Genomic DNA, 15,447 nt, shown 5'->3' on the forward strand with positions numbered 1-15,447 from the left:
CAAAGTCTGGCAGCAAACAGAAACTCTGCATCTTTGACAGGTAGCTTCAATGCCTCCTGAACAAAATTACGTACAGATTGAGATTGTTGCGCTTTTAAACCTAGATTTGCAGCCACAATTAATAACCTAGAAACTGCATCAGGTTTTCCCAAAATTTTCACACCATCTCGAACGAAGTCGTGAATAATTTGTGGATTATCTGAATTAGCTAAGTTATGGCTTGTTTCAACTGCCCATTGTCCTAATGCTTCGTTACTTTCCCAAGTAAGAAGGGGGGCATATTTGGGAAAAAGTTCTCGTTCTTTAAAGGAAGTTTCACACTGGTTAGCAATTTCTTTCAGTTCATTATCTTTACTAAACTGAGCATACCACTTCCAAAGTTCGCGAGCAGCTGCGAGTTCCTCAATATCGAAATTACCTAATTTCAGGAATTCTACCATCCACTGTAAATCCTCAATTATAACGTTACGAAATGCTTCGTAATAAGGAGTTGTAGGTGATGAATCTCGTGAGAATTCTAACAGAGCTTGATTTATTTCCTGATGAGCATAAGCTAGTAGTTGCCAGAGAATCACTGACTGAGTTGGATGAATTTTTTTCTCTCGTAGTATTTCTTTTATTGTTGTGCGAAGTGATTCTCTAATTTTCCACTTGGTTGTCTCTGGTGTAATCAACCATGTTTGAGTTTTGACAAAGCGACCATCAAAGCTCGTGTACTCTTGCTCAATATCTAACAGCGGCTTAACTAAGGTATCGAGAATTAACTTTTGATCCTCAGAAATTATTTGAGAACGAATATTTGTTAATAATTCGTTCGCTTTTTCAAATGCGGATTCCTCAAAATCACTACGAAACTCTGGACTACCTTTAATGACTCTAGGTAAAACAGTCTCGGCTCTCTTACCATCATTCGGTAACCCCTGCGGTCTACGAGTTGCAACATCACGTTCTGCAATTACTAACTTACAGAGCAGTGAGAGGAGCGCCATCTGTTCGTTGGGGGTTTGAGCGTAAGGAGCCGTATGATAAACAATCCAAGGTAGCGCCAAGATTACGTCATCATGAGTAATAATTCGTTGTCCAAAAATCGTTGAAACAGTTTCTGGTGCTGAGGTTGAATTTAACACAGCTGTTAGCAGGCTCAGAACTTCGGATACATGAGCAAAAGAAATTTCATCTAAAACACTAAGGTACGCTAATTTCCGACGTGCATTCATGGTAGGAACTCGGTCATACCAGTCGTGTAGGAGCCTTCCCAAAAGATTTATCGGATTATTTGATAACTGTTGAAGCAACTCAAATCGAGCAATACCCCTTAATAGCAACTTTTGAAGACTTGAAGCTTCAGCGGAATCTAACATTGCGTTAACTTCTTCAATAATTTCCAATGCCTCCGATGAAGCTTCCAAATTAGCTCCAGAGGGTCTGCTATAAGTTAACCACTGTCGCAGAATGTAATCGGCCAATACATCTGGTTTGATTTTAAGGAGACGATTACGAGAACCTCGCTCAAAAATCACTTTGCGGGCAATCAGGCTGTCGAAATATCGCTGTAGTTCTGTGGGATTTCTACATCCAACTTTTGCTTGAATAAAGTGAATTACTGTAGTATCTTCTCGATTTACAGTATCAAACAATGCTGTCCACTGGAGTAAATTCAAAGCTTTCTCAGAAGGAATACTCTGTTGCTGTGTAAGAATTCCTTCTAAATAGTCGGATGCCAAACTCTCCGCCTCTTGCGGCATTATCTCAAGATTACCTCTGCTCTCTAGCAATTTGACAGCGATCGCGATCCAGATAGGATAGTAGTCATAATGTTGAGCAATCCAGGTAGCAGCTTGTGTTTTCCAATCATTTGTCTGTGATTGTAGAGAGCCAAATTCTATGAGTTCCTGACAAAAAGCAATTGCTGCTTTTTCTTCTAAAGAAGTTAGCGGCAGATCTTCTACTATATCTTGCATCCGAGTCCCCTGAAGATATTTCAAAACAGGATCGTTAGGAGACTGAACAGCAATGGCGACTTTCCAAGTTCTAGCCCGACCGCCAGAAATTTGCTCCACTAGCGTCTTCAGAACAGTTGCATCTTCAGGTTCATCAATCAAAAGCAAAGTAGGACGTTCGACAATTAACCCTATGAACCATGAACTGGTTGCTGTCATAGTTGCAATATTTGCCCAAAGTATCTGCCATCCCTCTGGTAAGGCTTGAGTTTCCGCACCTTCTAGAAGGAATCGGGTTTTACCAATGCCCCCTGCCCCATGAATCACAAGGATTTTCTTCTTGGCATCATTTATAAAATTTTTGTATTGTTCTAATTCCGTTTCTCTCCCCTGAAAATGAGTATCTAGGGCATGATAATGCTCGAATTCTTGCGATTGTTGTACCTGTTCGCGTGCTTCTGCAATTCCCAAGAAAACTCGCGTCTCTCCACCAAAATAAGCTTGTTTTAAATCAGGATATTTGAGCAAAAGTGTCTCGATTACGGATTTCTCCCAATAAGATGCTTTTAACTCTAATTCATCAAATAGCGGCTTAACCTCTTTATTCCATTTCAGTTCGTCACTTGGATTAAACGCAACATTACTGATTAAGATCCATTCTTGTACTACCTGCCAAATTTCTTGTGATTTACCAGGCGTTACTAAATATTTAGTAATGTTCTTAGCTTCTTCTTTGGCATCCGCGATAGCTGAAGAGGCAGCCTCATTTCGATGAAACTTCATTTGGTAAATAATGCGCCCATCTCCTGAACGCGCATCCTGGGCATAATCTTTTCCTGGGCGAACGTAAAGACGAGCTTTGTGGTCTTCAAGACGGATGAGGGAACAAATCAAATCTTGAAAGGTATAACCGTTTCTGATCAGTCCCCAGTTAATATCAGACATAGAATTTTGCTCAATCGTGATAACTATTATAATTCAACTAAGTGGGCGATCGTAATTAAAGTAAAAATGACTAACCTGCTATATAAACCTAAAGCCCTTGCAGCAGAAGCTTTTAAGCTGGTTGGGCATCTTTTAAGGTTTTTATCTTATTTATTTGCATCTATTTATTCTGGCGTACTTAATTTATTTCTCATAAAGGGGTAAAAAATCATGGATCTCCCGTACTTCTAATGATAACGCAAGCTTATAATCTAGCTGCATCAAGGTTTTCAGTCTTCATTATCCAGTCAATCTGTATCACCCACTACTTTTTACACTAGATATCCGTGAGAACCAAAATCATTAGCTTGACCCCCAAAGAAAGAAGAACTGTGCAATTTTTTGGATTGAACAGTATTGAGTGTTGGGCAGAACCTAGAGAAATAGAGAAAATAAAGAAGCTGTATGAAGTAAGCAGGTAAATCACTCATAGGCTATCTAAAGCTGTCGCTTTCCATATATGTAATAAGGAGTAATAGGAAATATTTTTAGATTGAAGCTTCTACCATAAGACTGCTTTTATTAACCACTGGAAAAATAAGTTTTTTTGTTGCTCACGCACTTAGAGGATTGATGATTTCGATGAGACATTGTAATGGTTTACCTGTTACATTTCAATAAACGCATCAATCCAGAAAGACCAACCCAGCATTATTTAGGTTACACGAAAGATTTGGACGAAAGAATTAGGGATCACAGGCTGGGTAGGGGCGCAAGGCTCTGTCAAGTTGCCAAAGAAAGGGGAATTACCTTTAGGTTAGCAGAGGTTTGGATAGGCGATCGCTCTCTAGAACGCCAGCTAAAACGACAAAAAAATAGCCGTCGATTTTGTCCGATTTGCAATCGATTACCAATTTAAAAATGTGGCTAACGCCATCAGAAAAATGAATTAAAAAGGAGTAAAACTGATGGCGTTAACCCAAGCCGAATTAGATGCCTTTACCGGAACTGAAAATATCTATCAACATTCGTTCGGCAAAATTAACTATACCGATGGCGTCAAATATCTAGCAACTGAAGGACAAGCTTTTTGGTTAATCGATGCCATTGCTTCCCATCAAACGCGACAACTGCTTTCGCAACAAGATTTGCAAGAATTTCAACTGTGGCAGTTAACAGTATCAGAAGATAAATCAGCAGTTTTAACTTGCCAATCTGATAGTGACATAGAACCAGTCGTCAGACAAGAAATTCCCTACACTGATTTTCCACTCAATTCTACCAAACTCTACTTAGTAGATAAAGTGCTGATGTTGCCTTCCGAGTATTAATTCCCTACCTTTAACACACACCAATGTACGTACCTTTCCATCAGAAATATCGCCCCCAGACCTTTGCCGAACTGGTAGGTCAAGATGCGATCGCTACCACGTTGACTAATGCCATTACCAGTCAGCAAATCGCACCTGCATATCTGTTTGCTGGTTCTAGAGGCACTGGTAAGACTTCTAGTGCTAGAATTTTAGCTAAATCCCTCAACTGCCTTTCTAGCAATAAACCAACCGCAACACCGTGCGGAAAATGTGAAGTTTGTCGTGCAATTACTTCCGGTAATTCCTTGGATGTAATTGAAATCGACGCCGCCAGTCATACGGGAGTTGAAAACATCCGAGAAATTATCGATCGCGCTCAATTCGCACCCGTCCAATGTCGTTATAAAGTATATGCGATCGATGAAGTTCACGGACTATCCAGTGCAGCAATGAATGCGTTGCTGAAAACGCTGGAAGAACCTCCCAAACAAGTTGTATTTGTACTAGCGACCACTGACCCCCAACGAGTATTATCTACCATTATTTCCCGCTGCCAAAGATTCGATTTTCGCCGAATCGCACTTGATGAAATGGTAAAGCATTTACGTCAAATTGCCACGCTGGAAAACATCAATATCACCGATGCTGCATTAACTCTAGTTTCCCAAATCGCACGAGGGGGATTGCGGGATGCAGAAAGCTTGCTCGACCAGTTAAGCCTGTTATCAGGTGAAATCACCGTAGAACAAGTTTGGGACTTAGTTGGCGCAGTACCAGAACGCGATTTAATGGAAATGCTGGATGCGGTTGCTGGTAATCATCCAGAAACCTTAATTGACCGCACCCGTCAGTTAATGGAAAGAGGACGAGAGCCTCTAACTATTCTACAAGATTTGACCGGTTTTTATCGCGATTTATTGATTGCTAAAACTGCACCCAGTCGTTCCGATTTAGTTGCTTGTACTTCTACAACTTGGCAGCAATTATGCGAAGTTGCATCTCGGTGGGACGTTGACAAGATTTTAGCAGGACAAGATTATCTGCGTGCTTCTGAAGCGCAAGTTAAAAACACCAATGTTCCTCATCTTTGGTTAGAAGTAACTATGATAGTATTGTTATCAGTAGGGAACAAGCTTACTGTTAACAATACTACTGCTGTTAAGGTATCTTCGCCAACGCGATCGGCATCATCTGATGTTTGGGAGAAAACACTTAAACAGTTACCATTGAGTACCAAAACTCTGTTACAGCAGCATGGAAAATTGGTAGCCTTGGAAAGTGGAACTGCTACTGTAAAAGTGAGTTCGGAAGCACTCAAGAATAAAGTACCAATCGAACATTTGGAAATGGCATTGTCGAAAACAGTTGGTACTAAAACTACGCTGCAATTAATCTGTTGATTAAAAAGGGAGTGGGGAGTAGAAAATAGGGAAGTTATATTTACACTTCCCTGTTGTGTTTCTTCTAGAATTTTTAGGTTATTGAATTAGGAGAATAGAATTTATGTACAAGCATCGGGAATTTTGTCAGACAATAGACAAAGAAATTATAGTAGAAGAACCTGCCCTTGATATTTTCTACACCGATAACACACCAAAAATTGAATGGAAGCCGGAAGTTTCTCTTAAACCTTACGACCAATTAACCAAGGTAGTATTAGACATCGAAACAACGGGATTGGACAAAGAACGCGATCGCATTATTGCCATCGGCTGTATGACAGAATCTGGAAATACACAAATCTTCATGCAGTTAGATGAAGCTTTGTTATTGCAAGAGTTTCTGGATTACTTACAATCGGTTAATCCAGAAGTGCTGCTAACATACAATGGCATGGCATTTGATTTACCATTTATTATCACCAGACTCAATGCCTTAAAAATCAAACATCCTTTCAAACAAGCAAGAAATTCCCGACGAATACCCAGCGCTCAAATTTTCGGTACGCCTATCGAAGTTAATGAAATCCTTTACAAAAATACCAATCACGTAGATGCGTATATCTGCGTTTTGCGTTGGGATTTCATCGCTAAATCTCTCACTCTATCCTACTCGCTCAAAAATGTCGTATTAGAATTGGGATTGAGGAAAGAACGCAGGTTAACTTTATCTCATCAGCAAATTCAAGAATGTTGGCATTTAGGAGAAGGAAGTTCGGGGTGGGAGACTATTCGAGAATACCTGCAATTTGATTTAGAAGATACTAAATTAATTGCAGATAAGCTAGTTCCCAGTTATTGGTACGAAGCATTGATAGTACCGGGAATGAATCTGCAACAGCTTGCATTGGCGGGTAATGCTACTAAATGGCAGAGGGTATTAGAAAATCAATATCCTCATACTAAACCAAAAGCCGATCCGAAGATGAAATTTGCAGGCGGATTGGTAATTTCAGTACCGGGACTGCACCGCAATGTAGCAAAAATTGATGTATCTAGCCTATATCCTTCTATTATGCTCAAATATGGCATTTGTTCTCGTAAGGATGAGAAACGCATTGCACTGGGTATTCTCAAATACCTGACAGAAGAAAGACTGAAAATGAAAGCAAAGGGTAAACTTGGCGATGTTGCAGCCAAACAAGCTGAAGGTGCTTTAAAAGTGCTGATTAATTCCCTATTTGGCTTTTACGGTACTGGTGGTGTTGGCTTTAACGATATGGAAGCGGCGGCGCTGGTGACTGCTTACGGGAGGCGCATTCTCCAGCACATGATATCTGTTATAGAATCAGTTGATGGAATTCAAATTGAATCCGATACCGATGGAGTATTCTTCAGCCACCCACAACCAGAATTAGTCTTTCAAACTTTATCTAATTCCATGCCTTCCGGGATTAGTATAGAACTGGAAACAACCGCAAAAGCGATGTTCGTGCCAGCCAAAGGTGCTAAAAATTATATATTGTGGCACTATGATGGTAGCACGACTTTAAAAGGGATTTGGAAAAAACGCGATCGCTCTCGCCTGGAAAAGGAATTTCCCGTTAACTATCTCACCTATTTTATCACATCGGAACAACAAGCTGAAGATTATTACAACGAGGTGAAGCGCCAGATTTTATCCGGTCAATTGCCGAAAGAGGAAATCCAAATTACCCGCAAGATTAAAGCGAATGAAAGAGCTTTGTTAACTTTGGGTAAAAGGGGTGAGATTGTAACATTTTATCATGGAATGAATGGGGTAACAGCAACGGGGGAATATGCGGTGAGTTATTACCTGAACTTGATTGCAAAAAAAAGGGATGAAATCAGAACAGTTCTTAAGGTTGATAATTCTGCAACCTATAAGCAACTCTCCTTGTTCTGAAATTTAATGATTGCATTTGGATATATCCATCACTTTAATGATGGATATTATTTTTAGTATTTTTCCCAGAAAGTACGCTCACGCTTAAAGTAAGTGATAATTAGCTGAAATTAATCGCTTATGAAATGCAGCAATATCTAGAAGTAGAAGCATTACTAACTGCTCCCCATTCTAACTATTTCTACCCAATTCCCAACTGGGTAGCTGAAATTATGGTAAAAAAGGCAAATATCCAGCCAAACATGAGCGTATTAGAACCCAGTGCAGGTACGGGTATACTTTGCGAGTACATCCGCAAATTCAGTTCTAACTTGCATTGCGTAGAACAATTTTACCTCAATCAGCTAATTCTTACGCTCAAAGGATATTTAGTTGTTTGGGATGACTTCTTAACCTATTATCCCAGAAAACTATATTCAAGGATTATTGCCAACCCTCCATTCCCAGCACAAGAACTGCACATCACCCATGCTTATTATCACTGCTTGGCTCCAAATGGTCGCTTAGTATTCTTAATGAGCAATGCTGCATTTGAATCGAAACAGGGATATTACCAAAAGTTTAGGAAATGGTTTGAATTAGTAGGTGGAATCAGTATTCAGATGCCAGAAGAATTATATGTGACAGCATCAAAACCAAGCGATGTCAAGTGTTATCTGGCAATTATCGACAAATTACCACCTCATCCCTTTCACGAAATTTATCGCATCACAGAAGCACGTCCACATAGAGGATATTTACATGACAGTAATTATTTTACACGGAGAAGACGAGTTTGCTATCTCATTGGAAATTAACCAACTGCGGTCTGAAATTTGTCATCCAGATTGGTTAAACTTCAACTACACTAAAATACCTGCCAGTCCAGAAGCTTTAATGGCAGGAATTACCAGTGCGATGACTCCCCCCTGGGGTGAAGGAGGTCGCTTGGTTTGGTTACAGGATAACCGAGGTGAATGTACGGAAAATCAACTACAATCTTGGGAAAACTGCCTGAAAAATTTACCTGCTAGTAATACTCTATTGCTGACCAGTAAAACCAAGCCAGATGGCAGGCTTAAATCAACCAAATTATTGCAGAAATATGCCCAATTTAAAGAATATCCTATTATTCCCATCTGGGCAACCGAACAGCTAGCACAAAAGGTACAGGAAATAGCAGTTTTACTCAGCATTAATCTCAGTCCACAGGCAGTTACAGCTTTGGTAGAAGCAGTAGGAAACGATACGCGATTATTGTACTCGGAACTGCAAAAGTTGAAATTGTATGTAGGTACGAGAACTGTTGAAATAGAAGATGTACGAACTTTGGTTTCTTCTAATACCAGCAGCAGTCTCAAATTGGCTAGCTTTATCCTCCAAAGAAACCTACCAGCCGCACTTAGTTGCATAAATGACCTATTCAATAGTAATGAACCTCCTCTGAGAATTGTTGCTACTCTCGTTACTCAATTTCGCACTTGGCTGTGGGTAAAGTTGATGAGTCAGCAAGGTGCATCTAACCAATTGATTGCGAAAGAAGCAGAGATAGGAAATCCCAATCGCATTTATTATCTCAAACAGGAAACTCAAAACTGTAGATTAGACCTATTGCAAAATGCTCTCTGCCTGCTTTTGGAATTGGAAATCATGCTCAAAAGCGGTCAAGATGCTCGAAATTCGCTCATCATTCAAATCCAGAAATTATGCAATGTTTAGGAGTATCGAATGAGTCACATCAGTTACTTTCTGCCACCCTATCCAACCTCTCCCAAAGCCAAATTACTATCAGCAATCGAATATTTAGAATCGGAAGAATGTGGCGGAGAGATTCTGTTGTTATTAGCTGCCATTGCTGAGAGTACAGTTTGGAGTCAGGAATGCTATGAAAGATTTATCGATGTTGGCATGAAAGCAGCATTGGAATTGTACGATATCTCTACCATGAATACCCCTTACGAACAAACTGAAAAAGACCCAAGCAATCCCAGAAATTGGCAAGCATATAAACTATGGAATCAACAATCAACCTAAACCATTTTAGCTCAATAATCGGTCAAGCAACAGCCGTCAACCTACTGCAAGCAATTATTACTACAAATCGGATTCCCAATGCACTTTTATTCGCCGGGGAAGAAGGAATAGGTAAGCGTCTTGCTGCTAACTGTTTCATTCAATCATTGTTTTCGGATAGACAGGATAACTTACCAATTGAAATAAACAATCACCCAGATATTTTATGGGTGATGCCAACCTACCAGCATCAAGATAAATTGCTGACATCATCAGAAGCTATCGCACAGGGTATCAAGCGAAAAGTACCACCCGTGATTCGGATATTCCAGGTGAGGGAAGTGGTTAAATTTGCAACTAGCAAGCCTCTAAATGCACCAAAAAAGGTAGTGGTGATAGAAGATGCGGATGCTTTGAATCATCAAGCAGCATCAGCATTGCTGAAAACGCTGGAAGAACCTGCTAATACTCTGTTCATCCTGATGACGAGTAGCGTTCAAACACTGTTACCTACGATTATTTCTAGGTGTCAGGTAATTCCTTTCCACAGGCTATCCAATGATGATTTAGCAACAGTATTAACCAAAAATGGGTATGGCAATATTTTGGCTAATCCTACTCTGATTACGATAGCACGGGGTAGTCCGGGGTTAGCGATCGCATTCCATCAAATGCTACAATCAATTCCTCTAGAACTCCTCAATCAGTGTAATACTTTACCCAACAGCCTCATGGCAGCTTTGTCATTGGCGAGAGAAATTGACCGTTCTCTAGAATACTCCCAGCAATTATGGTTGATAGATTACCTAATGCTGCTGTGGTGGGATTCGTTACATCGTACTGATTTAATGGCCAAGTTAGAAAGTGCTAAACAGGCAATTCTAAAATTAGCACTTCCCAGGCTCGTTTGGGAAGTTACACTGACTAATTGTATTCAATTATAACCTAATCATTGCAAATCCGAATGGCTCACGCCGGGAAGATTTGCGATGATTATTTTTGATTAGTTATGCCTCGTAAAAATCAGTCTACCGTTTTGCAAAAACCCGTTGTTGAAGAAGTTACAACACCTACAGAGATAGAACCTTCAACGATAATCACAGAAGACTCAGTTGAAGTAACTACACTTCCCGAATCGGATACTCAACTACCGCAATACGATGATATCAAACTCAAATTTGAAATTGAAGTAGACACCTTCAATTCTAAACTTTCAACTGCACTATTAGCAGTTCCCATAAAACCCATCCATCCTAGTTTGAGTAACGTACTGTTAACAGCACTTGATGGACAAATAACGCTGACTGGATTTGATTTTAACCTGGGAGTTACCATCTGCTGCGATGCTCAAGTAGAAATTCCAGGTACGATTGCTTTACCAGCCAAGCTGTTACAAAGTATTGTATCGCGAATGCCAACCGGAAAAGTCACCCTAGAAGCGCGTGCAATCAGTAGGGGGTTTGTCGTTACTCTCAGTTGTGCTAGTAGCGGACAATATCAAATTCGGGGAACGGTGAAAGAGGATTTTCCGAATTTACCGGAACTAGATACGAACCGTCAAAGCTTTCGAGTTAAACCGCTATTATTAGCAGCCGGACTGCGAACGGTTTTATTTGCTGCTGCTAGTGATGAAACGAAACCAATACTCAGTGGAGTATATTTACAATTTGATGCAGATGGGATTGAATTAGCAGCTACAGATGGTTACAGGTTGGCAATTGCTTCTATTCCCAATCCTTACGCCGATGATGAAAATATTCCATTAGTAGCGGTTACTATTCCTGCTGCCAGAGTACAACAAATTGAGAAAATATTATCAGCTAATTCTGCGGAAACAATAACCGTAGAATTCGATAGTAACAAAGGCAGCTTGAGTATTGGTACTACCCAGCTAACTATTCGTTTGCTAGAAGGCGAGTATCCTTCTTATCGCCAACTGATTCCTAGCGGGTTTAGCACCACTGTTCGCATTTTCCGACGCCAGTTTATCGATGTTTTGGAACGGTTGGTAGTGTTAACAGATAACAATCATGTAATTGTGGCAAACGTTAATCAATCCGAACAATCACTGCTTCTCACGGTAGAAACGGCTGATTTGGGTAGAGGCGTGGAAACAATGTCAGCCAAAATTGAAGGAGAAAGCATCGAAATTGGTCTGAATATCAAGTATGTGCTAGAAGCTTTGAAGAAACTCGATACTGCTTGGGTGGAGTTGCAAATGAACTCACCCACAAGTCCGGTGGTTATTTCCCCTGTTGAAAGTTTGATTCCGACTACTCAGTTGTTTATGCCAATTCTAATTAAGAGTTAGTTGGTTTTTGGAAAGTGGAGTAATTTGAGCGAGTGGGTTTGTTTATCGCTGACTCACTCGCGCTTCGTATTGACAAACTCGGTAGTCGAATATGACTGTCAATAATTCTATAACTCGAAGATTGGTTGAAGGTCTTTACCTTATTCCTAAATGTTGGCAAATCGTCCCCACCAATGGAAATAAACAACCTTTGGGATACCAATGGCAGCTAAACCCATTTAGCAAGCAAGAATTGATTAGGCAGCTTCAATCGACTGGCAGTGTAATAGTGAAAAATCGAACTGGTGTAATGGTGAGTATTCATCCACAAGGAATTGGTATTTTGACAGGAAAAAAGTTAGTAGCTGTAGATGTGGATGGCAGTTCTGCGATGAACTTGTTGCGAAAATTATCTGGTAACAATATTCCCCCTACAGTAGCATTTACCAGTGGTAAACCCAGTCGCTGTCAGTATTTATTTTCTATCCCAGCAAAAGTTAGTGCCACATCCAGGCGGATTAAAGCTTCTCTCTCAGGTGAAGCGTTGGAAATCAGAGCATCTGGTATGATGTCGGTACTGCCGCCTTCGGTGCATCCGCAAACTGGACGTTATTGTTGGGTGCGAAATGGCAGTCCGGCTGAATGTGCGATAGCGCCTGCACCTGATTGGTTGATTGAATTGATGCAAAAAAGGCTGATATCGGATAGGATACCAAAAAATCAGGATAGGAAGGAGCGATCGCATCACCTCACAAGCGATAGAATTGCACAAAAGCTAGCTCAAATTGCCCCTTGGCGTGCTGATGACTATCACGAGTGGATTCGCATAGGCATGGCCCTTTATTCATTTTCGCCTGTACTTCTTTGGTTGTGGGATGAGTGGAGTAAGCAGTCTCCCAAGTACCAGCCTGGTGTATGTTCTAGCAAATGGGCAACTTTTTCTCCCAATCGGATTTCTTTAGGGTCAATCTATTATTTAGCGGCATTGGATTCCTATAATCCTTGTTCTGCCTAACATCCGGCTTCTTTAACTCAGGCTGAATACTGGATAGTCAAAAAGTATCCAATTATCGAAATCGCTCTGTAAGCTTCCCTGGAAGCACACGGCAATAGTCGATAGTCGGATATTTATTGACTATTAATTTTTCTCTGTCTTCTCCCATTGAGCAACCCCAGGTGGCTCTTTACTGTTCTAATCTCCCTAACTCAATAGTTAAATAAATATTGACTATTTAAATAATAGCTACGAACAAAGCGATTCTCTGTCTAATAGGAGTCGAGGCTGATAGTCGATAGTCTAATATTTATTGACTATTCATCTTTTCGGTGGTTTCTGGGGTTGAGCGATCGCTATTTAACATCAACTTTTTTCGATAATTCAATAAATATTGACTATTTTCGGTTTCAGTAAGTATGACCGGGATTAAATAGTCAATAGTCTGATAAATATTCATTATCCAAATGCGGTTGTTTGGGACGATCGGCCTATCCCTTGCACGTTATACCCTTACTCCCTGTTTACTGCGCTCAGGTTTTGATAGTTCAATAAATATTGACTATCTGAATCTCACCTACAACCGTTTTATGAATCGGAGTGAGAAAACAGCTATGTGGAAACCAATAGTGAAATAGCTATCCACTATCGAATTTAAAACTCCCCTAGAACCAATTTTGATATTCGATAGCAAAATAATTATTGACTATTTAAGTGAAATCAGTTAAATTGAATAGTAAAATAATTATCGACTATTTACTATTATGGCTATGGCTAAGCGAATTTTCGTGTCCCAAGAGATGGTAGATACGGCCTGTGAAGCAATTGTCAGGGAAGGAAACATCGATCCCAAGACAGGCGGGATACAATTGGAACCATTGCGGCAGAAGATGATTCAAATGCACGGAGTTGGCGGTGGCAATCAAACATTGCTGCCAATGTTGCACAATTGGATCGAACGCAATAAGCAAATTCTCAAGAAAAGTGGGAGTGACCCTTTGGTTAAAGCATTAGACGAAATCCGCCAAAGCAGAGATTTAGCGCAAACTGATGTCCCTTCTGAATTTGAAACTCTAGCAAGCCAAATGGTGAAAGCCATGTGGCAACAGGCGCTTTCTGTTTCCGACACCAAAGTTCAAATGGGACGCATTGAAACGTTGGAGGAAGAAAACGATCGTTTGCGCCTACAATTGATGGATTATCAAGAGGTAAAAGCTAAACTGGCAGGGATGGAGTTAGCTTACAAGCACGTTTTAGAGCAAATGCAGTTGGTAGTGAGAAATAACGAGAGATTGGTGAAGCTGGGAGACTCGAAGGAGGTTAACGATTTTTTAGAGGAAATCAATCGCCTGCAAAAGCAGGTAGAGAAATTAAGCGAAACTAATCAGTTACTCCAAGATAAGGTAGCAGATGCAGATGCTCAAGCAGAACAAGCTAGCGAACTTCGCACTACTTTAAATACAGTAAGTCAAGAGCGAGATAAACTAAATATTCAAGTTACCCAACTAGCAGAACGAAATCGAGAATTACTGATAAAATCCCAACGTTTAGAAGCAACTTTAGCTAGTAAAGTAAATGAAATTGATGAACTGAAAGCTCAACTCGTAGCACAACCTATTTTACCTTCTGCTCCCGTGTTTGGGACGGAAGATACCAGTTCGGTTCAAACTATTCAAGCTTTAACCGAACGCAATCAATTTTTAGAAAAGCAACTTAAGGAATTGTACGAAAAATTCGGTCAGGTTCAAGAAGAACTGGTACAAATTAGAGAACGTAATGATTCTCAAGCTGCACCTCAAGATAAGATTGAAACCAATCGCGCTAGTGAACCGGAAAGTCCAGAATTAAATGCACAAGTTGGTGAAGAAGCTGTTAGTAAACCAGTTCAAGAAGGAGCAAACAAATCCAGAGCAACTCGCAAGAAGAACCTTAATAAATAAGGGATTGAGATAAAGTTATTAATGTTTGCTGATTTTCTACCGCCCTGTGTTGTTGATGTTCGAGATTCTCAAGCGATCGCACTTCTTGTAAACCTCCAGCGGCGGGTGATTCAAGTTACGTTCGAGCAAGGTACAAGTGCAATCGCAACTGCCCATATTCGCTACTCTCTCACTCAGTCCACTTCTTTCTCCAAAACTTCGCCAATTTTATTGCTCCCCGGATTTGATAGTTCGCTGCTAGAATTCCGGCGTTTGCTTCCTTTATTGGCAAATCAGCATGAAACTTGGGCATTAGATCTATTTGGCTTCGGATTTACTGAATATGTTCCCACTATTGCAGTCAATCCTTACAACATCCGTCAGCATCTACTGAGCATTTTAGAAAACTGGATCGATCGACCTGTGATTCTAGTTGGCGCTTCTTTAGGAGGTGCAGTTGCGATCGATTTCGCTTTGCACCATCCCAATTGGGTGAAATCGCTGGTTTTGATTGATAGCGTTGGTTATTCCGGCAGTTTTCCCGCTGGTCAGTTTTTACCATATCCACTGATTGAATTAGGGACTTCTTGGCTGTATTTCCGCAAAAAAGCTGCCCTTACTGCGGCTTTAGCTTTGCCAATCATCGAGCCAAGGTTAATTGATGCACTTCGTTGTTCTTTGTTACATCAGGAAATGCCGGGATGGAAGGTTGCGATCGCTTCTTTTACTCAAAGTGGAGGGTATGCTAATTTGAGCGATCGCATCGATC

At 40.5% G+C, this 15,447-nt stretch carries 12 protein-coding genes and 1 pseudogene; 12 read left to right on the forward strand and 1 reads right to left on the reverse strand.

Annotated elements, in window-relative coordinates:
• The coding region (locus H6S82_RS03595; RefSeq protein WP_191056019.1) for an ATP-binding protein at positions 1–2,885 on the reverse strand (2,885 nt) is incomplete at its 3' end.
• 634 nt (positions 2,886–3,519) lie between these two features.
• On the opposite strand from H6S82_RS03595, the gene H6S82_RS03600 reads away from it, so the two are divergent.
• From H6S82_RS03600 to H6S82_RS03655, 12 genes and pseudogenes are all read left to right on the forward strand, one after another.
• Entirely contained in the window at positions 3,520–3,783 is a 264-nt protein-coding gene (locus H6S82_RS03600) for a GIY-YIG nuclease family protein (RefSeq protein WP_190463794.1), read from the forward strand.
• Between the two features lie 49 nt (positions 3,784–3,832).
• Positions 3,833–4,195 carry a DUF6876 family protein gene (locus H6S82_RS03605; protein ID WP_190463795.1) on the forward strand — a complete coding sequence of 121 codons (363 nt, stop codon included), beginning with the start codon at positions 3,833–3,835 and terminating at the stop codon, positions 4,193–4,195.
• Between the two features lie 23 nt (positions 4,196–4,218).
• Positions 4,219–5,529 (forward strand): annotated as a pseudogene (locus H6S82_RS03610) (DNA polymerase III subunit gamma/tau); the annotation flags it as partial.
• Between the two features lie 151 nt (positions 5,530–5,680).
• Entirely contained in the window at positions 5,681–7,483 is a 1,803-nt protein-coding gene (locus H6S82_RS03615) for a 3'-5' exonuclease (RefSeq protein ID WP_190463797.1), read from the forward strand.
• A 125-nt stretch (positions 7,484–7,608) separates the two neighbouring features.
• A complete protein-coding gene (locus H6S82_RS03620) occupies positions 7,609–8,280 on the forward strand; it encodes a hypothetical protein (RefSeq protein WP_190463798.1) in 672 nt (223 codons plus the stop codon).
• Positions 8,225–9,181 carry a DNA polymerase III subunit delta gene (holA, locus tag H6S82_RS03625; RefSeq protein WP_190463799.1) on the forward strand — a complete coding sequence of 319 codons (957 nt, stop codon included), beginning with the start codon at positions 8,225–8,227 and terminating at the stop codon, positions 9,179–9,181. Before H6S82_RS03620 ends, holA begins: the two co-directional genes overlap by 56 nt.
• 9 nt (positions 9,182–9,190) lie before the next feature.
• Positions 9,191–9,496, forward strand: a complete 306-nt coding sequence (locus H6S82_RS03630; protein WP_190463800.1) for a hypothetical protein — start codon at positions 9,191–9,193, stop codon at positions 9,494–9,496.
• Positions 9,475–10,419 carry a DNA polymerase III subunit delta' gene (locus H6S82_RS03635; protein WP_199315199.1) on the forward strand — a complete coding sequence of 315 codons (945 nt, stop codon included), beginning with the start codon at positions 9,475–9,477 and terminating at the stop codon, positions 10,417–10,419. Before H6S82_RS03630 ends, H6S82_RS03635 begins: the two co-directional genes overlap by 22 nt.
• A gap of 65 nt (positions 10,420–10,484) precedes the next feature.
• Positions 10,485–11,786 carry a DNA polymerase III subunit beta gene (gene dnaN, locus H6S82_RS03640; protein WP_190463801.1) on the forward strand — a complete coding sequence of 434 codons (1,302 nt, stop codon included), beginning with the start codon at positions 10,485–10,487 and terminating at the stop codon, positions 11,784–11,786.
• Positions 11,787–11,877: 91 nt separating this feature from the next.
• Positions 11,878–12,780: a bifunctional DNA primase/polymerase gene (locus H6S82_RS03645; protein WP_190463802.1), complete on the forward strand. Its 903-nt coding sequence runs from the start codon at positions 11,878–11,880 to the stop codon at positions 12,778–12,780.
• A 749-nt stretch (positions 12,781–13,529) separates the two neighbouring features.
• Positions 13,530–14,699, forward strand: a complete 1,170-nt coding sequence (locus H6S82_RS03650; RefSeq protein ID WP_190463803.1) for a hypothetical protein — start codon at positions 13,530–13,532, stop codon at positions 14,697–14,699.
• A 21-nt stretch (positions 14,700–14,720) separates the two neighbouring features.
• On the forward strand, positions 14,721–15,447 hold a 727-nt coding region (locus H6S82_RS03655), incomplete at its 3' end, for an alpha/beta fold hydrolase (RefSeq protein ID WP_191056020.1).

The sequence above is a fragment of the Planktothrix sp. FACHB-1355 genome (genome assembly GCF_014748295.1).
GTDB lineage: Bacteria > Cyanobacteriota > Cyanobacteriia > Cyanobacteriales > Aerosakkonemataceae > Aerosakkonema > Aerosakkonema funiforme_A.

Excerpts from the sequence above, each read along its gene's own strand:
- H6S82_RS03615 (WP_190463797.1), top strand. The coding sequence starts at position 5,681 with ATGTACAAGCATCGGGAATTTTGTCAGACAATAGACAAAGAAATTATA.
- H6S82_RS03620 (WP_190463798.1), top strand. The coding sequence starts at position 7,609 with ATGCAGCAATATCTAGAAGTAGAAGCATTACTAACTGCTCCCCATTCT.
- H6S82_RS03600 (WP_190463794.1), top strand. The coding sequence starts at position 3,520 with ATGGTTTACCTGTTACATTTCAATAAACGCATCAATCCAGAAAGACCA.
- H6S82_RS03630 (WP_190463800.1), top strand. The coding sequence starts at position 9,191 with ATGAGTCACATCAGTTACTTTCTGCCACCCTATCCAACCTCTCCCAAA.
- H6S82_RS03635 (WP_199315199.1), top strand. The coding sequence starts at position 9,475 with ATGGAATCAACAATCAACCTAAACCATTTTAGCTCAATAATCGGTCAA.
- H6S82_RS03605 (WP_190463795.1), top strand. The coding sequence starts at position 3,833 with ATGGCGTTAACCCAAGCCGAATTAGATGCCTTTACCGGAACTGAAAAT.
- H6S82_RS03645 (WP_190463802.1), top strand. The coding sequence starts at position 11,878 with ATGACTGTCAATAATTCTATAACTCGAAGATTGGTTGAAGGTCTTTAC.
- holA (WP_190463799.1), top strand. The coding sequence starts at position 8,225 with ATGACAGTAATTATTTTACACGGAGAAGACGAGTTTGCTATCTCATTG.
- H6S82_RS03650 (WP_190463803.1), top strand. The coding sequence starts at position 13,530 with ATGGCTAAGCGAATTTTCGTGTCCCAAGAGATGGTAGATACGGCCTGT.
- dnaN (WP_190463801.1), top strand. The coding sequence starts at position 10,485 with ATGCCTCGTAAAAATCAGTCTACCGTTTTGCAAAAACCCGTTGTTGAA.